We start from the raw sequence: 19,309 nt of genomic DNA on the forward strand, positions 1-19,309 counted from the left end.
TTAATTTCCTGTTTCACGCAAATTAACCGCTATTGTGACTGAAATTTTACCTATGTAAAGAAGGCCATAAGAATTGGCGTAATAAGACTAAGTACGAAGCCATGAACAATGGCCGCAGGGACAATAGACACCCCACCGCTACGTTGCAAAACGGGGAGGGTAAAATCCATTGAGGTTGAGCCACAAATACCCAGTGCGGTTGAGCGATAACGGTTAATAATCATTGGTATCAACATAATTGCAGCAAGTTCGCGAGCTAAGTCGTTGAAGAATGCTGCACTTCCCATTACAGGGCCGTAAGCATCGGTTAAGACAATCCCCGTTAAGGAATACCAACCGAACCCAGAAGCAAGAGCTAGCCCCATTTTAACAGGAATACCTAATAAAAATGCAGCAAGCGCGCCACCAGCCAACGCACTGACCGCCATCACGAAGGCAATTGTTGTGCCTCGGCGGTTAATTAAAATTTGCTTGATGCTCATGCCGCTATTACGTAGCTGAATCCCAACCAATAAAAGCAGTAGCATCAACGCTAACTGGCTGCCTTTATCTGCATAGTGTAGAAAATCAAAGCCAGTTAGCCCAACAACAAACCCTAACAGCAGTACACCGCAGAGCTGTAAGGATTCGAATACCATCTTGAGGCGTGAAGGAGGTTTTTCTTGTTTATGCTGAGGAATTTTCCACGGGTCAAGTTTATCTAACAATAACAGCGAGATAACATTTAGTAAAAATATACAGGCAAAGAAGGTAACGGCATAAATTAAAATAGAAATTAAGTGAACACTTAAGTTTTCGAGCAGTGCAAGCGTAATACCCATTAAAAATAAAATAACATACACCATTGAGTTCAATGATTGATGGACACGATGGAGTATTTGTTTGTTTTTTATAGGAATAAGATAACCGAAAGTTAACGGTAGAAGAATAATTAAAAGTCCTGAATACATGGCCGCATCCTTAGAGGTTATCCCATCGACTAGGTAAATATAAACAAGGCGTTATGCTTATTTTTCTTTATTTAAGTTATCGCAGCACAAACCTGATTTAACGCACCGTACTAAAAGGGCTTTTCGCCATAAAATTTTTTATTGGTTAATTCATCGAAAAGCAAGTTAAAAATACTAAAAATAAAAGTTTTACTATTTTATAACACTGCAATTAGATGCTCAATACAGTTAGCTGTTTTGTTGTGAAGATTTTTTATTTCTCGTACATATATATAGTAATAAACAAGCTTAATCGGTAAGCTCTAAATATTGTCCTTTAGTATGCTCAATCATTGGCGCTATCTTGTACTGGTGGTTCCAAGTGAATTAAAAATATTCCAAGGAGAGAGATATGTATCTGGAACGTGTGGAAATATATGGATTTAGAGGGATTAACCGGCTGTCTTTAGAACTTAATAACAGCACAGTTTTAATCGGTGAGAACTCATGGGGTAAATCCAGTTTACTTGATGCTCTTGATATTCTTCTCTCCCCCGAACATAAAGATTATCAATTCACTTTACATGACTTTCATCACCCAGCAGGGAATGATGATTCACGTTATCGTTCATTACAGATTGTTTTAAAATTTTGTGAGCGCCGTAAAGGCCGGCATCAGTCATATCGTTTCCATAATCTTAGCTCCGTTTGGGTCGATAATGGTGATGACCTTAAGCATATTTTTTACCGAGTGAGTGCTGAACTCAAAGATGACAATACTGTCGTGGTTGATAAAAGCTTCTTAAATTCAGGTGGTAATAAATTATCCTTGGATAATGTAGGGAAATACATAAAAGAAATTGTTCGGCTGTACCCCGTTATCCGTTTACGAGATGCTCGTTTCTTACAGTCGATTAACCCAGAAATAATAGTGACTGGGCAAAAAGAAATGCGGGATATGTTTAATGCTCATATTAAGGAATTAACAAGTGCGTTAGTTAAGAACCCTGAGCGCCTGAGTGATGATGATTTAGGGGCGGGTATCGATGCAATGCAGCAATTATTGAGCCATTATTTTTCAGGGCAAACTGCACATATTATTAAGACAGACAATTCACTCATAAATATTCAACCTCGCAAACAAGGTTGGAAAGCACTGGACAATATTAATCGTCTTATCGCAAAACCAAACCAACGAAATATCCGTTTAATTATCTTAGGGATGTTTTATTCATTATTACAAGCCAAAGGTAATATTCACTTAGATAAACATGCGAGGCCATTGATTATTGTTGAAGACCCTGAAACTCGACTACATCCGATTATGCTCTCTATTGCTTGGGGGTTATTTAGCCTGTTTTCACTTCAACGTATCACGACAACCAATTCAGGTGAGCTACTTTCACTGGCGCCTTTGGAAGATTTGTGTCGTTTGGTGCGCAATACGAATAAAGTATCTGCTTATCGTTTAAACCAAAATGATTTAAGCCCTGAAGAGTTACGTAAAATCTCTTTCCATATTCGATTTAACCGGCCATCTGCACTTTTTGCTCGTTGTTGGTTATTGGTTGAAGGGGAAACTGAAATTTGGCTAATGAGCGAGTTTGCAAGCCAATGTCATTATTACTTTGAAACGGAAGGCATTAAAGTTATTGCGTTTGCACAAAGTGGCTTGAAGCCGCTGTTGAAATTTGCCAATAAAATGGGGATTGAATGGCATGTGTTGACGGATGGTGATGAAGCGGGGCGTAAATATGCCGCTACTGCAACGCATTATGCGAATAAAATCAATTCGCCAGATAGGGATAGGCTAACGATGTTAACCGCTCCAGATATGGAACATTTCCTATATCGCGAAGGGTTCAGAAGCCTATATCATGAAATTGCAGATATTCCTGATAATGCAAAAGTCTCAACCAGACGGGTGATCATTAAAGCGATTTCCCGTACTTCAAAACCTGATTTAGCCTTAGCCACCGTAAATCGGGCGGCAGAGTTAGGGCCTGATAGCATTCCACTGCAACTGAAAAATATGTTTTCTCGTGTTGCATGGCTTGCAAGGGGAAAAGCTAATTAAGCTGAGATAACAAAAATAGGTATGTTGTTGATTGATTATTTAACCTAGGAAAAGTTTAGCCTGCTATGTGTTTAATCAATTGATAACTTAAGTTATATATTATGAACATATTGAATTAAGCCAATATGTTAAGTTGAAACATTATTGTTATCTTACAGTAAGTTATTTTAGAGGGCGCAGCCCTCTTTTTGTTCATAGGAAGCAGGTATAAATGAAGGTAAAGCCTAAAAAAAAGTGGCCTCTTTATTTGGTGATAATTATTGTTGCCGCTGGTATCGCTGGGTTTCTCTTTAATGATAACGATCCAGAAGTTTTTCAGACCGTTGATGTCACTCGAGGCGATTTGGATAAGCAAGTTCTCGCTACAGGTAAACTCGATGCGGTACGTAAAGTTGATGTCGGAGCCCAAGTAAGTGGTCAGCTACAAACGTTATATGTTAAAGAAGGCGATTACGTCAAAAAAGGTGACTTACTTGCCGTTATTGACCCTAAAAAAGCCCAAAATGATGTGATTGAATCCGAAGCAACGACTCGCGAGTTAGAAGCTAACCTTTCCTTAGCTCAAGCTGAGTTGCGTTTGGCACAAGTCACGTACCAGCGTCATGTTAGCTTGGCAAAGTTACAAGCGGTCGCACAACAAGATTTAGACAAAGCAAAAACCGACGTTGAAGTAAAAAAAGCCCAAGTCGCGACTTATCAAGCGCAAATTAAACGTAACCAAGCCACTTTAGACACCGCGAAAACGAACCTAAAATACACGCAAATTACTGCACCAATGGACGGTATTGTTACTTTTATTAAAACATTACAAGGGCAAACAGTAATCGCAGCCCAAGAGGCACCAACCATTTTAACGCTTGCTGATTTGGATACTATGTTGGTGAAAGCTGAAGTCTCTGAAGCTGACGTAATTTACTTAGAGCCAGGGCAAGAGGCATCTTTTACGGTGCTTGGCGCACCAGATAAAAAATTTTCAGGCCAGCTAAAGGATATACTGCCGACACCTGAAAAAATCAATGATGCTATTTTCTATTATGCGCGGTTTGAAGTGCCTAACCCACAACATTTATTAAAATTACAAATGACGGCACAGGTCAAAATCGAATTAGACTCACGTAAGAACGTTTTGTTATTGCCTCTATCTGCATTGGGAGATCAAATTTCGCCACAAACTTATGAGGTAGATATTCTGCAAGGTGATAAAGCAGAGAAAAAACAAATTGAGATTGGTAGCCGTAATGATGTGTATGTGGAGGTCGTCAAGGGGTTAAATGATGGTGACAAAGTGATCATTGGGCACAGTGACACGGAGAACTAAAATGTCTGCGTTAATTGAGCTTCAAGGGATCACCCGCCGTTACGGTGAAGGTGAAAACCAAACTACAGTCTTGAAAAATGTTTCACTGAAAATTAATGCAGGTGAAATGGTTGCAATTATTGGGGCATCAGGGTCTGGTAAATCAACACTGATGAATATTATTGGTTGTTTAGATAAACCATCGTCAGGGGATTACATCGTTGACGGGCAAAATATTGCCACCTTAGATAACGACCAACTTGCTGAGCTTCGACGCGAACATTTTGGCTTTATTTTTCAACGTTATCACTTATTGAGTCATTTAAGTGCAGAGCAAAATGTTGAAGTCCCCGCTATATATGCGGGAGCAGGGAAGGCACAGCGCCGCGAACGGGCTGCACAATTATTACAACGCTTAGGGTTAGGTGAACGCATCAACTACCGTCCTAGTCAGCTTTCTGGTGGCCAGCAGCAACGAGTCAGTATTGCAAGGGCACTGATGAATGGTGGGCAAATCATTTTAGCTGATGAACCGACAGGCGCACTCGATAGCCATTCTGGCGAAGAGGTGATGAAAATCTTAAAAGACCTCTGCGCTCAGGGGCATACCGTAATTATTGTCACCCACGACCCAAAAATAGCTGAGCAAGCGGAGCGGGTTGTGGAGATTAAGGATGGTGAAATTCTTCGTGATTCGGGGGTGGTAGCAGCTGTTCGTACTAATTCGTTACCAAAAGCTGCTAGCCGTAAACTGTCTTTAAGTCAGGTATATGGTCGGTTTAGTGAAGCTTTATTGATGGCTTGGCGTGCAATGGTCGTCAATAAAATGCGTACTTTGCTGACAATGTTAGGGATCATCATTGGTATCGCTTCGGTGGTATCGATTATGGTTATTGGTGATGCAGCACAAGATATGGTTTTGAATGATATAAAATCAATTGGAACTAATACCATTTCAATTTATCCCGGGGAAGATTTTGGCAGTGATGATGCGCAAAATCGTCAGTCTTTAAAAGCCGCAGATATTGAAGCCTTAGCAAAACAACCCTATGTGTATGCGATTTCAGGAGAAATCAATAGTTCGACTCGCCTAAGAAAGGGAAATTTAGATGCGGCGGCACAGCTTTTAGGTGTTGGGCGCGGTTATTTTGATGTCTATGCGTCAAAGTTTTCAGAAGGCATGAATTTTACGCAAGATATGGTGGATAGGCGTGCGCAAGTTGTTGTGATTGATGCGAACACGAAACGACGATTTTTCCCTAAGCAAGAGCGTGTGGTGGGCGAAACTTTGTTAGTTGGTAATATGCCTGTTACCGTTATTGGGGTGCTTGAAGAGAAAAAATCAGCTTTTGGCTCAAGCAAGTCATTATCAATTTGGCTGCCAGATACCACAGTGAACAGTAAAATTATTAATCGCCCTTATTATGATAGTTTCACGGTTCGGGTAAAAGAGGGTTATGACGCTAAAACGGTAGAGCAACAATTAACTCGTTTACTGACATTGCGTCATGGTAAGCAAGATATATTTACTTTTAACCTTGATACTTTTGTTAAAGCAGCTGAAAAAACAACGAGAACAATGCAGTTATTCCTAACTTTAGTGGCTGTCATTTCACTCGTGGTCGGGGGGATCGGGGTGATGAATATCATGCTTGTTTCGGTGACGGAGCGAACTCGTGAAATAGGCATTCGTATGGCTGTGGGTGCAAGGACCAGTGATGTCATGCAGCAGTTTTTGATTGAGGCCATTTTAGTATGCTTAATGGGGGGGCTGCTAGGAATTGGATTGTCCTATGGCATCAGTTTATTGGCCCAAATGGCATTGCCCGGCTGGACTTTTTCCTTTGACCCTATGGCGCTAGTGAGTGCGTTTGCTTGTTCAACAGCGATCGGGGTTATTTTTGGCTTTTTACCCGCACGTAATGCCGCTCGATTAAATCCGATTGATGCATTAGCGAGGGAGTAATTAACCTATTAATATTTTCCTCTGTATTGGTTTATACAATACAGAGGAAATTGCTTTAGTGTTTTTTAAGGCGGTTTAATATCTGACCTTTCCAATCAATATAGATATCATTTTCCTTATAAGTAGGGTATTCATGCATTGAAGTTTTGCCTATTTAAGAATATATTTACATCATGTTACAGTTCCGTTTAATGGAACCGAGTTCCTCGATTAAATTCTGCTAATTAAATGCTCCAAATTTAACCTATTCATTTATCAATGAAATTTTTTCTCGCTATATGTATTCCCTCATTTATTTAAATATTTCATAATAAAAATATTGTCTGAAAAGATAAATTCTACTTGCGAATTGGTAGCGATCATGGATATTATTTGCTTGTAGAATAAATGAAACCTAGTTCCATATAATGGAACTTATAATAAAGCCAGTAAAAAACTAAGCAAAGACAACCACACAGCAGGTGCGAATATGGCGAATAAAGTAGGTGAAGATTATTCTTTGGCTCGGGTACCCCAAAGTGCTCGTAGACCATTCTATGAAGTGTTAATTCTACGAATTGGTGCACTAGCTTGTGTTTCACAAGTCATGTTAGGTGCGGCGCTCGGGTACGGGTTAACTTTTTGGCAGGCGTTTTGGGCAACCATGCTTGGCTCTGTAATTTTGCAGGTAGTCAGTTGGGGGCTTGGGGCGGCTGCATGTCGCGAAGGTATGTCGATTAGCCTACTCTCTAGGTGGGCGGGTTTTGGTAAGTTAGGTTCAGCTCTGATTGGTGGCGCAATTGCCATTTCTTTAATGGGTTGGTTTGGCGTACAAAATGGCTTCTTCGCGGATGGTATGTATAAAGCGACTAACGTGCTAACACCAGGGACTTGGTCACTTATTACAGGTATTGCGGTGACGGTTATTACAGTATATGGGTATCGATTTTTATCTATTACTGCAAATATCTCAACGCCGCTATTTTTATTCGCATTAGGTTGGGCGACGTATAATTTATTATCAGGTCAGGATATTGGTACTCTTATCAATGACACTGAACCCGCCGGGCCACTAATGACAATGCCAGCTGCAATCACGATGGTTGCTGGCGGTTTTATTATTGCAGCGGTGACAACACCAGACATCAGCCGCTTTATGAAAGCCCCTAAAGATGTGTTTTGGATGACGCTCATCGGCACTTTTTTTGGAGAGCTTCTGGTAAACATGATAGCGGTACTGATGGCACTTTCATTACGTACTAGCCAAGTGTTTGATTTAATGATGGCATTGACTGGCCTATTAGGTGCATCGATTGTTATTTTTTCAACAATAAAAATGAATGATATCAATCTATACTCATCATCTTTAGGTTTCTCAACACTACTCAATGCGATTTTTAATAAACGTTTTGACCGCCGTTATTTAACGTGGGTGATTGGTATTTTTGGGACCATCGCTTCAATGTTAGGGATTTTAGACAATTTTATTGGCTTCTTAATTTACCTTGGAATAGCAATCCCTCCTGTCGCAGGGATTATGGTTGTTGACTACTATATCTTAAAACGAGACCGCAAAGAGCTAGATACTACGCGTGCACAGGGCATATTGCCGCCTAGTTGCGAAGCGTATAACCCCATTACTTTAATTGTCTGGTTAATTGCCGTCATAGTCGGATGGGGAACATCAGAGTTAGGGCCATTTAATGCAGATTACGGTATTCCAGCACTTAACTCATTAGTTACGGGGGCTATAGCTTATTGGGTTGCCATGAGCTGGCAGGCAAAAGCAAAAGGTGTTGAAGCTGTGCATTTTCGCCAAGTCTCTAATTTGGATAAGGATTAAGCAATGTCAGGTACAAAAGTTAAAGTTGCTTTGGCTCAGTTTAATTCTGAACTCGGTAATAAGCAGAATAATTTGCAGCGCATGGCGCTAATGTGCCAACAAGCTGCTGATTCAGGTGCGAAGCTGGTTTGTTTCCCTGAATTAGCAACAACAGGTTATCGTGGTGATTTATTAACTACAAAACTCTGGGACTTAAGTGATTCAGAGGGCAGCGAAACCTATAACTTATTTAGTGAACTTGCGACCCGCCTTAATATTACCATCGTTAGCGGTTTTGTTGAGCGTGGCGACTATTTAGGTGACATATATAACTCTGTGGGGGTTTGGAACCCAGGGTGTAAAGGGGTTAGCGGTATATTTCGTAAAGTCCATGCTTTTGGTTTAGAAAAACAGTGGTTTGGTCGTGGTGACAGCTTCCCTGTATTTGACACACCAATAGGGAAAATTGGCATCATGATCTGTTATGACATGGGGTTCCCTGAAGTCGCTCGTATTTTAACGCTACAAGGGGCCGAATTGTTATTAGCCCCCTCTGCATGGTGTGTACAAGATAAAGACGTTTGGGATATCAACAGCGCTTGTCGAGCACTGGAAAATGGTACCCACTTACTTGCTGTAAACCGTTGGGGCCATGAAGAAGACCTCCATTTATTTGGTGGAAGCAAGGTATTAGGCCCTCGTGGACAAGTTCTTTATGAAGCAACTCATGCAGGTGAAGAGCTATTAATTGGTGAAATTGATTTCTTAGACCAAGCGCATACACGCCTTAAAGTACCTTATCTAAGAGATAGAAAACCACAAAGTTACGGTGTATTAACCCAAGGTTTAGGGTCATGAGTATTTTATCTAGTGTCGTTGATGTTTATCAACTGTTCCTGCGTACAGGCGCTGAGCTAACAGTAACAACGTTGGTAAATGAATTAGGTATGCCAAAGAGCTCCGCATCACGCCTTTTAAAACAGATGGCAGAACTAGGGCTGTTAGAAAAGAAAAATAATGCGCCAATTTATCGGCCTGGCTTATTGATTATGGAATTAGCTCACCGAGCGAGGGGGATGAACCCTTTAATCGATATGATGCTTGAAGCGCTTGATGAGCTTGCTAAAGATAGCGGTTTTACCAGCTATGTATCCGCACTTGATGATGACATGGTGCGTGTTGTCCATGCGCGTTTTGGCAATAGTATGTTGCAAGTGGTTACCCAGCCGGGGACTCGTTTGCCTATTCTTGGTACTTCTACGGGGCGTGCGTTGTTATCTAGGCTACCGTTGAATGAAAGGTCAGAAATTATTAGTCGTGAGTCAAAAGATGAGCAAGAAAGGTTGATTCAACAAATGAACCTCATTGCTGAGCGTGGCTGGGAGTTCTCGATGAATGAATCTGTAGCTGGTGTTGCTTCTGTATCCAGTACCGTTTTTGACCCATCGCAAAATTCATTATATGCACTGTGTTTAAGTTTGCCTGAAATGCAGATGAACAAAGAGGTTATGGAGCAATTATCCACTAATCTTTGCCATAAGGCTGCTTATCTAGGTTGTATGGTTGGCGACCCTTACTGGCTACAAAAAAGTATCAAAAAGTAGTGAAATTATGTCATGTAGTAAAGTAGGTAGTAAAAGTAAGTAGTGAAAGTAAAGAGTAAATTATAAGCAGTTTATATCGTTAGTACTTTATTTTAAGTGCGTGAATAACGCCTTCATCAGGAAAAGGTGAGACCTCAGCAATAAGTGGTTTCACATGGGGTGAAATGGGGAAACCTAGCTTTATTGGGCTAGTTATCCCCAAAGTAGCCCTTCATTTTTATAAAAAATAATTAAAATTGAAGGAAATACAATGAGTCTAAAACAAACTCTTTGCGTTTACGATTTAATCGATAGCGCTAGTGTTAGGGGTGAAGACATTGTTGCATTATTCCAGGGTTTCCCACAAATTAATGTCACGTCTAAAACAGTCAAGGATCTTAAAGGTCAAAGTGATTTTGTCCGTATTCATATTCCTGGCGCACAAGGTAAATCACAAGGTAAAGGTGCTCCAACACTGGGGATTATCGGCCGCTTAGGTGGTATTGGTGCTAGGCCATCTCGAATTGGTGTTGTTTCTGATGCTGATGGTGCCATAGCTGCAGTTGCGGCAGGTCTTAAGTTAGCAGAAATGCATGAAAAGGGGGACAAACTGGCAGGGGATGTGATTATCACAACTCATATTTGCCCTAATGCCCCAACGCGCCCTCATACACCTGTTGATTTTATGGATTCTCCCCTTGAAGATGCGACGATGAATCAGCATGAAGCAATTCCTGAGGCGGATGCAATTTTGTCGGTAGATACGACAAAAGGAAACCGTTTACTGAACCACAAGGGGTATGCGTTATCCCCTACAGTAAAAAGTGGTTATATCCTGCCTGTGTCTGAAGATTTGATCCGCTTAATGGAGTGGAGTAGTGGGCAAAAGGCAGTCACGTTCCCGTTATCTATTCAAGACATAACGCCTTACGGCAATGGCCTTCATCATATTAATAGTATTTTACAACCTGCGGTGTCAACATCAGCTCCTGTTGTTGGTGTGGCCATTTGCTCAGATACCGTCGTACCGGGTTGCTCCACAGGGGCTAGCCATGAAGTTGATATTGCGGCGGCTGTAAAATTTATGATTGAAGTTGCAAAAGCGTTTACAGAAAACCAATGTAAGTTTTATGACGTTGAACAATATGCATTATTAACGTCATTGTATGGTGATATGTCCCATCTGCAAACAGTGGGTGGTTGTGCGGCTAAAAAACCATTATCTGATAGTTAAGTTATAAATAGCCACAGTTAATTATTGACGTCATCAATGATATTGAAATAATTAACTGTGCTCTATTGCACAAAGTGTTAAATTGTACAACGTATTAATTTGATTCAGTATTATCAGGAAGAGTACTCTCAACTTCAATTGGAATAATCAGATCCGCATGATTACCTTTTGGCCCAATCGTTACGCTAAATTGCACTTTTTGACCTGCTTTTAAAGTCCGATAACCATCCATTTTAATGCAGGAATAATGAGCAAAAATATCTTCTCCGCCATCAGCCGGGCAAATAAAACCAAAGCCTTTTGCGTTATTGAACCACTTAACGATACCCGTCTCCATATTTTATCCTTTAGGTTTGCAAATAGTGTTTTACAGACATGTATAAAATACACACAACAACTAAGTATAAATACTCTGTTGATTGCTCGTAAAACATACTGTAGTAAATTGCCTTATAAGGTCAAGAGGCGAGTCTCAGTAATTATGGTAAAGTGTTAAGAATTCGATAAGCATTGACGGCTATTTTCTGTGATATTTGATATGGCTCACAGATTGCAAATCATAGAAGTGAGGGCGATTGCCATGCTACACTGTGGTTTATAGTACATATGATAAAAAATGACATACTAATCTAACCGTATAGTTTGATGGCATTATCAACTTGATTGGTGAAATCGTTGATAATAAAGACTATGCTAAAATTGAAATTTAACATTTAGTAAGACTGAGCAAGAAAGTAATGAGCGATTTTCTGGGCACATTTAAAACAGACGTCATTTTTAAAGATGAAGTAGAGCAAACCTTACAGCCACCATCGATGTATAAGGTATTATTAAATAATGACGATTATACTCCGATGGATTTTGTTGTCGAAGTGTTACAAAAATACTTTTCTTTTGATGAAGAACGCGCTACACAGATAATGTTAGATGTCCATATTCAAGGAAAGGGAGTTTGTGGAATTTTTACCGCAGAGGTTGCTGAAACAAAAGCGGCGCAAGTCAATACTTTTGCTCGTGAACATGAGTACCCTTTGCTTTGCACTATAGAGAAAGTTTGACTGGTTTAATATCAATTTTGGGAGGTGCTTATGCTCAATCAAGAACTGGAGCTTAGTTTAAATGTAGCTTTTACAAAAGCGAAAGATAGCCGCCATGAGTTTATGACAGTAGAGCACCTATTGCTGGCGTTATTGAGTAATATCTCTGCGCGCGAAGCTCTAGATGCTTGCAAGGTTGATCTTGTCGCGCTGCGCCAAGAACTGGAACACTTCATCGCGCAAACTACACCTTTGTTACCCGAAAATGATAACAGAGACACCCAACCTACTCTGAGTTTTCAACGTGTATTACAGCGAGCTGTTTTTCATGTGCAGTCATCTGGGCGCAACGAGGTCAGTGGTGCGAATGTCTTAGTCGCTATTTTTAGTGAACAAGAATCTCAAGCGGCATACTTATTGCGTAAGCATGATGTCAGTCGCTTAGATGTCGTCAATTATATCTCTCATGGCACAGTAAAAGGTGAGGGGCCTTCATCTGAACAAGATATTTCCCCGAGTAGTACTCCAAATGAAGAACAGCCGGTCTCAGAAGACCATATGGACAACTTCACGACTAACCTGAACCAGCAGGCTAAAAAAGGGAATATCGACCCACTGGTGGGACGGCAGGCAGAATTAGAGCGTACGATCCAAGTGCTATGTCGCCGCCGTAAAAATAACCCACTATTAGTCGGGGAGTCTGGCGTTGGTAAAACAGCAATCGCAGAGGGCTTAGCGTGGCGTATTGAGCAAGACGATGTCCCAGAAGTGATGAAAGGTTGCACTATTTATTCATTAGATATTGGCTCATTATTAGCGGGCACCAAATACCGCGGGGACTTTGAGAAACGCTTTAAAGCGCTGCTAAAAATGCTAGAAAAAGACCCGAAGAGTATTTTATTTATCGATGAAATACATACGATTATCGGTGCGGGTGCTGCATCCGGTGGCCAAGTTGACGCCGCTAATTTGATTAAGCCTTTGCTATCAGGTGGGCGTATTCGAGTCATTGGCTCAACGACATATCAAGAGTTTAGTAGTATTTTCGAGAAAGATAGGGCGTTAGCGCGTCGTTTTCAAAAAATTGATATTGTTGAACCTACACCAGAAGAAACTATTCGTATCATCACTGGGTTAAAGCCTAAGTATGAAGCGCATCATGATGTGCGTTATACCGCTAAAGCTATCCAAGCTGCTGTGGATTTATCTATTAAATACATCACAGACAGGCACCTACCAGATAAAGCAATTGATGTTATTGATGAAGCTGGAGCCCGTACGCGGCTTATTGCACCAAGTAAGCGTAAAAAAACCATTGGTGTACCTGAAATAGAAACCGTGGTGGCACGTATTGCACGTATCCCAGAAAAAACGGTTTCATCGAGTGATAAAGACAAACTGAAAACCCTTGATTCGCGTTTGAAAATGCTCGTATTTGGCCAAGACAATGCGATCAATGCATTATCGGAAGCCATTAAAATGAATCGAGCAGGTTTAGGGGTAGACAATAAACCTGTTGGCTCGTTTTTATTTGCAGGTCCAACTGGGGTTGGTAAAACAGAAGTCACCGTTCAGTTAGCTAAAGCACTAGATATCAAACTATTACGATTTGATATGTCTGAGTATATGGAGCGCCACACAGTTAGTCGTTTAATTGGTGCACCTCCGGGCTATGTCGGGTTTGACCAAGGCGGTTTACTGACTGATGCCGTTATTAAACATCCACATTCAGTGGTGTTATTGGATGAAATCGAAAAGGCACATCCTGATGTGTTTAATATTCTGCTGCAAGTAATGGATCACGGCACATTAACCGATAATAATGGCCGTAAGGCTGATTTTCGTAATGTAGTGGTGGTGATGACAACCAATGCTGGTGTGCAAGAAACACAACGTCGTTCCATTGGTTTTGCTGACCAAGACAACAGTACTGATGCGATGTCTGAGATTAAAAAAGTATTTTCTCCAGAGTTTCGTAATCGTCTAGATGGCATTATTTGGTTTAATTCGTTAACGCCTGAGATTATCACGCAAGTGGTTGATAAGTTTATTGTTGAATTACAAGTACAACTTGATGAGAAAGGGGTATCCATTGAGGTGAGCTCAGCGGCTCGTCGTTGGTTATGTGAAAAAGGTTATGATAAAGCAATGGGCGCCCGACCTATGGCGCGCGCAATTCAGGATAACCTGAAAAAACCATTAGCAAATGAATTGCTATTTGGTTCATTAACCAATGGCGGCTCTGTAAGTATCGGGCTTGATGAAAAAAGTAACACACTGACATACAGCTTCAGTAGCGTGCACAAGGCCTCTCCGGAGGATGCGGTATTCTGACGAAATAGACCACAGGTGTGTCATGCACCTGTGGTAATGTCAGGCCTTGCCTGAAGAGAATATCAACGGCTACGGAAAATGATTCGGCCTTTGCTCAGGTCATAAGGAGTTAACTCTACAGTTACCTTGTCGCCTGTCAGGATGCGGATATAGTTTTTACGCATTTTACCAGAAATATGAGCAGTCACTACGTGACCGTTTTCTAGTTCAACACGGAACATTGTGTTTGGCAGGGTATCTAAAACTGTGCCCTGCATTTCAATATTGTCTTCTTTGGCCATCTAATCCTCTAAGTCTAATAACCGTGATTTTTAACGGGCAAGATAATGCCCAAAAACCCGCACTAAGTAAAGAAGTGTCGCATTTTAACACGATCTTTATTTTTTCATGGGGAATAAAATTATTGTAAAAACCAATTTTCACTAATTAAAAATTGGCGGTATTTCAATCGATTGCGGTAACCAGCAGGCGGGGTCAATCGCTTTGTTACGCCACCGATAAAGAATATGTAAAAAATCCCTACGGGATATCTCTTTTGCGCCCATCGAGGCGGTATGGTGGTTAAGTACCTGACAATCAAAAAGCTGCCCATTATAGCGCAAAAAATGAAAATAGAATGTAATAAAAGCAAATTTGGATGCATCATTCATTCTACTGAACATAGATTCCCCACAAAATAGGTGACCCATGTTCACGCCGTAAAGCCCCCCAACAAGTTGTGAGCCATGCCAAGCCTCAACAGAATGCGCGATCCCTTCTTGATGCAAAGCCAGATAACCGGCTTGTACTTCAGGTAAAATCCACGTACCTTCGGGACGGACAGAACAAGCTTCAATAACTTGCTTGAAAGCAGTGTTAATCGTAATGCGATAAATCTGTTTTTTTAACACTTTTTTCATTGAACGACTAATATGTAAATCGCCCACCATTAGCACAGCTCTGGGGTCTGGTGACCACCATAAAGGCATCTCTCCAGGATTAAACCAAGGAAAGATACCATCATAATAAGCAGCTTGCAGCCTTTTTGATGAAAGATCTCCCCCAATGGCTAATAAACCATTCGGTTCCCGCATCGCTTCAGACACGGGAGGAAATAAATTGGAGTCATCATCTAATTGGTACATATGCGCCTCAAAGGGGTTGCTGTACCCAATGGCGCTGGCGGAATTGGTAATACCGACCTTGCATATCTAACAGCGCTTGATGGGTGCCTTGTTCGACGATTTTACCATCATCCATCACACATATGTTATCCATTTCTTCTAGACCTTGCATCCGATGAGTAATGACAATCAAGGTTTTATCTGCACACTTTTCTTTTAGCAGTGCTAAAATTTGTTGCTCAGTTTGTGCATCAAGCCCTTCTGTCGGTTCATCCATAAGGACTAATGGAGTATTGTGTAATAGTGCTCGAGCAATCCCTAAGCGGCGTTGTTCCCCTCCAGATAATTGGCGGCCACCATCGCCCATCCATGCATTGAGTTTTAATTCGTTTTCTAACAAATTACCTAACCCAACTTGGCGAAGCACTTCATTAAGTTCTGCATCAGTCGCTTGTTCTTTTGCTAATAATAAATTATTACGCAAAGTATCACTAAACACATGAACGCGCTGTGGTACTACGGACATCACGCTGCGCAACGCTTGTTCACTAAACTCATTGATGGGGTGACCATTGAGAGTAATGCTTCCACTGTCGACATCCCATGCGCGGGTAAGAAGCTGAAGCAAAGTAGATTTTCCACAGCCAGTCTTACCTAACAAGGCAAAATGTTGGCCTTTAGTCAAAGACAGGGAGACATTGTTCAGAACAGCAAAAGGCTGCTCTGGATAAGTAAACGAAATATTTTCAACCTCTAAGCTTTCTAGTGTTTCTATTGAATGGCTTTGGGTAGGGAAAGTCACTTCCGGTTTGGCTGTCATCAGTTGTGAAACTCGGGTGGCAGAAGCAATAACTTGGCCCATATGTTGGAAAGCAACAGCAACTGGGCCTAGCGCTTCAAAGGCTGCTAAGGCGCAGAAAACAAATAATGCGATTAATGCGCCAGGCTTTGTATCACCTCCTACATGCTCCGCAGCCATCCACAGCAATAATGTTGCGGTAATACCCGATGCAAACAAGATAACCGCTTGTGATAGCCCTGTAAGCGCAGCTTGTTGCTGTTGGCGAGCTTGCCAGCTATTTTCTATCCCCCACAAGGTTTGGCGAAAACGCGATGTTGCGCCAAATAATGTTAATTCCGCTTGCCCTTGTAGTGCGGACGTTAAAATAGTGCGGTAATTTCCACGTAATTCAGTCAGTTCTCGACCAATTGGTTTACCCGCATGATAAAAGGCTATTGGCATGGTAAATAATAAAAATAACATGACCGCTCCCAGTGTCCACGCAAGGCGAGGGTCAAGATAACTTAAGCCAAAAATCAGCACGAAAGTCACGAAAAATGCAGTGATAATTGGTGATAACACCCGTAAATAGAGGTGATCAAGTGTTTCTACATCGGCAACAAGGCGGTTAAGTAATTCACCTTGGCGAAAGCGGCTGATCCCACCTGGGGAGAGTGGAAGTACTTTACTAAATGCAAAAACACGTAGGTGAGCTAAAACTTTAAACGTCGCATCGTGACTAACTAGGCGTTCTCCATAGCGACCAGCAGTACGGAAAATAGCAGCGCCACGTACACCTGCGGCAGGTAACATATAATTAAAGTAGTACAGCCCAGGGAAACCGGCAATTGCGGTACCTGCTAAAAACCAACCAGAAAGAGTTAATAGCCCAATACTGGCAAGTAGGGTCACAATGGCTAAAATAATGCCTAAGGTGATCAAAAACCAATGACGGCGATAAAGGGCTAAGAAGGGTAATAAAACTTTCATTATCAAAGCTCCTCACTGCGGTGGGCAAGTAACTGGGCAAACGCCCCTTCAGATTGACTGAGTTGTTTGTAATTACCCCGTTGAATGATTTGGCCATTAGCCATTACCCAAATTTGGTCGTAATCGATAGTTTCTTCCAGTAAATGGGTGACTAACAGGGTCGTCTGTTGCTCTGATAGCTGGTTTAGTGTTTGCATAACCCGTTGTTCGCTATGAGAATCAAGGCTTGCGGCGGGCTCATCTAACAGCAATAAACGCGATGGTTTCAATAAAACGCGAGCAACAGCAACTCGTTGTGCTTGCCCAACAGAAAGGCGAGCGGCGTAGTCGCCCAGCCGTGTATTTAAGCCATCAGGTAAGTGCGGTAAAAATTCAGAGACATAAGCATTATCAATAGCATGTTTAACTTCTGCTTCGGAAGCGTTAGGTTTACCTAAACAGATATTTTCAATCAGTGTTTGTTCGGGTAGATGTGGGTTTTGCCCAACCCAGCCAAGCAATTCACGCCACTTATCGGGGCATAATTCACTTAATTCAATGCCATTTACCGTGATTGAGCCGTTATAGGGTAAAAAACCCAATAGTAGATTGAGTAGAGAGCTTTTGCCCGCACCGCTTTGGCCTACTAAAGCAATACGTTGCTGTGGTTCAATACTAAAATCTAATGGCCCTGCAAGACACACCCCATCGTGCGATAAAATTTCTAGCTGCTTGGCTTCGATACGAATAGGTTCATTTGGGAGGGTTTTTGTACCTTGCTGGGCTTTTTGTTCCCCCTCGCTATTTAGCAATGTTTCTAACGTTTCAGCAGCTCCAACCGCTTGGGCTTTCGCATGGTAATATGTGCCGAGATCACGCAATGGCTGGAAGAATTCAGGGGAAAGAATGAGTGCTAAAAAACCCGCAAACAGTGTGACAGGTAAACCATAGCTACCGAAGTTCATTTCACCAAGGTATGAAAACCCGAAGTAGACGGCAACAACCGCAATAGAAATTGACGCAAAAAATTCGAGGACCCCAGAAGAGAGAAAGGCCATCCGCAGTACTTCCATGGTTCTAGAGCGAAAATCATCAGTTGACTCACGAATTTGCTGAATTTCTGCTTTTTCACGGAAGAATAATCGTAAAGTATCGAGGCCTCGCAACCTATCAAGAAAACTACCGCTGAGGCGGCCTAATGCAATGAAATTACGCCTATTAGCATCCGCAGCGCCAAGCCCAACTAATGCCATAAAAATAGGAATAAGCGGTGCGGTCACGAATAAAATTAACGCAGCAGCCCAGTTAAAGGGAAAGATAGCAATCAAAATCATGATGGGGATAATACCCGCTAAATACATTTGAGGTAGATAGCGGGAGTAGTAGTCTTGCATATCTTCGATTTGTTCAAGAATAATGGTTGCCCAACTTCCCGCTGGTTTCCCTTTGACCCAAACGGGGCCTAATTCTTGGAGTTTATCTAGCACCATTGTGCGGATTTCTTGGCGTACAACTTGCCCACAGCGAAAGCCAATACGTTCTCGTATGTAAGTGACAATTGCACGAAGAATAAAGACGCTAATTAGTAGAATAAAAGGCGTTACAAGTTGTTCCCGTGGAGTGCCATCCATAATTAATGCTTGTAGGATAACGGCTAAAAACCACGCTTGAGCAATAATCAGTAAGCCACTAAGCATGCCCAACAGCATAGAGATCCGCAACCAGCGCTTCGCGGGAGCACTGTGTTGTTTTAACCAACGTACCAATTCAGTCTGTCTTGATTTATCCATAATGATTTAGTTAGCAGGTGTAGTTTTAATGTTATTGAGTGTAGTTAGATTATGCCAACCTAACGTCGCTTTCATCATTACTATATTGCGCTAGTCCCTATTTTAAACTGCACAAGAAAGATAATAGAGTGACCTAGCAACATAATTAATGACGATATGAAAACCAGTATTTTTGATCTTGCTCGGTAATTCGAGTTATTTAGGCTCCATCATAACAGCTTCATTAGGATATGTTACATAATAAAAGCACCTTATTTAAAGTGAACTGTGTTTTGTTATTAAATTGTTTTATAAAGGTAAATTTAATATTTCAGTCAGTCTTAAAAGATGAGGTTGGTTGAGATATTACTGTATTTTTATTTGATATGTAGATGGCTAAATGACATTCTGTTAAGCCATCTACATTTT

15 protein-coding genes are annotated in these 19,309 nt (G+C 41.3%); 9 read left to right on the forward strand and 6 right to left on the reverse strand.

The features are described from left to right. Nucleotides 1-50: 50 nt before the first annotated feature. Nucleotides 51-950, reverse strand: a complete 900-nt coding sequence (locus P3L56_RS06265; protein WP_048606535.1) for a lysine exporter LysO family protein — start codon at nucleotides 948-950, stop codon at nucleotides 51-53. Between the two features lie 391 nt (nucleotides 951-1,341). On the opposite strand from P3L56_RS06265, the gene P3L56_RS06270 reads away from it, so the two are divergent. The 7 genes from P3L56_RS06270 (at nucleotide 1,342) to P3L56_RS06300 (ending at nucleotide 10,887) form a co-directional block, all read left to right on the forward strand. After that, a complete protein-coding gene (locus P3L56_RS06270) occupies nucleotides 1,342-3,006 on the forward strand; it encodes an ATP-dependent nuclease (RefSeq protein WP_042846521.1) in 1,665 nt (554 codons plus the stop codon). A gap of 211 nt (nucleotides 3,007-3,217) precedes the next feature. Next, nucleotides 3,218-4,324 carry a macrolide transporter subunit MacA gene (gene macA / locus P3L56_RS06275; RefSeq protein ID WP_042846520.1) on the forward strand — a complete coding sequence of 369 codons (1,107 nt, stop codon included), beginning with the start codon at nucleotides 3,218-3,220 and terminating at the stop codon, nucleotides 4,322-4,324. A gap of 1 nt (nucleotide 4,325) precedes the next feature. Then, nucleotides 4,326-6,269 carry a macrolide ABC transporter ATP-binding protein/permease MacB gene (gene macB, locus P3L56_RS06280; RefSeq protein WP_166686735.1) on the forward strand — a complete coding sequence of 648 codons (1,944 nt, stop codon included), beginning with the start codon at nucleotides 4,326-4,328 and terminating at the stop codon, nucleotides 6,267-6,269. A 469-nt stretch (nucleotides 6,270-6,738) separates the two neighbouring features. Next, on the forward strand, nucleotides 6,739-8,091 hold the full coding sequence (locus P3L56_RS06285; protein ID WP_042846518.1) for a purine-cytosine permease family protein: 1,353 nt from the start codon (nucleotides 6,739-6,741) through the stop codon (nucleotides 8,089-8,091). A gap of 3 nt (nucleotides 8,092-8,094) precedes the next feature. Continuing rightward, nucleotides 8,095-8,928, forward strand: coding sequence for a nitrilase-related carbon-nitrogen hydrolase (locus tag P3L56_RS06290; RefSeq protein ID WP_048606539.1), 834 nt, complete (start codon nucleotides 8,095-8,097; stop codon nucleotides 8,926-8,928). Further along, nucleotides 8,925-9,674: an IclR family transcriptional regulator gene (locus tag P3L56_RS06295; protein ID WP_042846516.1), complete on the forward strand. Its 750-nt coding sequence runs from the start codon at nucleotides 8,925-8,927 to the stop codon at nucleotides 9,672-9,674. Before P3L56_RS06290 ends, P3L56_RS06295 begins: the two co-directional genes overlap by 4 nt. A gap of 250 nt (nucleotides 9,675-9,924) precedes the next feature. Next, a complete protein-coding gene (locus P3L56_RS06300) occupies nucleotides 9,925-10,887 on the forward strand; it encodes a DUF1177 domain-containing protein (protein ID WP_272686153.1) in 963 nt (320 codons plus the stop codon). Between the two features lie 94 nt (nucleotides 10,888-10,981). Here the strand turns inward: P3L56_RS06300 and cspD are convergent, their stop codons facing one another. Next, nucleotides 10,982-11,224, reverse strand: coding sequence for a cold shock domain-containing protein CspD (gene cspD, locus P3L56_RS06305; RefSeq protein WP_042846514.1), 243 nt, complete (start codon nucleotides 11,222-11,224; stop codon nucleotides 10,982-10,984). Nucleotides 11,225-11,624: 400 nt separating this feature from the next. Here cspD and clpS point away from each other — a divergent pair, with 400 nt between their 5' ends. Both clpS and clpA read left to right on the forward strand, forming a co-directional pair. Then, on the forward strand, nucleotides 11,625-11,945 hold the full coding sequence (gene clpS, locus P3L56_RS06310) for an ATP-dependent Clp protease adapter ClpS (protein ID WP_042846513.1): 321 nt from the start codon (nucleotides 11,625-11,627) through the stop codon (nucleotides 11,943-11,945). 30 nt (nucleotides 11,946-11,975) lie between these two features. Further along, nucleotides 11,976-14,258, forward strand: a complete 2,283-nt coding sequence (clpA, locus tag P3L56_RS06315) for an ATP-dependent Clp protease ATP-binding subunit ClpA (RefSeq protein WP_048606557.1) — start codon at nucleotides 11,976-11,978, stop codon at nucleotides 14,256-14,258. Between the two features lie 62 nt (nucleotides 14,259-14,320). Here clpA and infA read toward each other — a convergent pair whose 3' ends face one another. The 4 genes from infA to cydD all read right to left on the reverse strand — a co-directional run bounded on the left by infA (nucleotide 14,321) and on the right by cydD (nucleotide 18,901). Continuing rightward, on the reverse strand, nucleotides 14,321-14,539 hold the full coding sequence (gene infA / locus P3L56_RS06320) for a translation initiation factor IF-1 (RefSeq protein ID WP_004244560.1): 219 nt from the start codon (nucleotides 14,537-14,539) through the stop codon (nucleotides 14,321-14,323). A gap of 141 nt (nucleotides 14,540-14,680) precedes the next feature. Next, complete coding sequence (gene aat, locus P3L56_RS06325; RefSeq protein WP_042846511.1) at nucleotides 14,681-15,382, reverse strand: leucyl/phenylalanyl-tRNA--protein transferase; 702 nt, start codon at nucleotides 15,380-15,382, stop codon at nucleotides 14,681-14,683. Nucleotides 15,383-15,389: 7 nt separating this feature from the next. Beyond that, entirely contained in the window at nucleotides 15,390-17,132 is a 1,743-nt protein-coding gene (gene cydC / locus P3L56_RS06330; RefSeq protein WP_198861198.1) for a heme ABC transporter ATP-binding protein/permease CydC, read from the reverse strand. A 2-nt stretch (nucleotides 17,133-17,134) separates the two neighbouring features. After that, complete coding sequence (gene cydD, locus P3L56_RS06335; protein ID WP_071547881.1) at nucleotides 17,135-18,901, reverse strand: heme ABC transporter permease/ATP-binding protein CydD; 1,767 nt, start codon at nucleotides 18,899-18,901, stop codon at nucleotides 17,135-17,137. Nucleotides 18,902-19,309: the final 408 nt, after the last annotated feature.

This window comes from Providencia sp. PROV024, from assembly GCF_032709665.1.
GTDB classification, from domain to species: Bacteria; Pseudomonadota; Gammaproteobacteria; order Enterobacterales; family Enterobacteriaceae; genus Providencia; species Providencia huashanensis.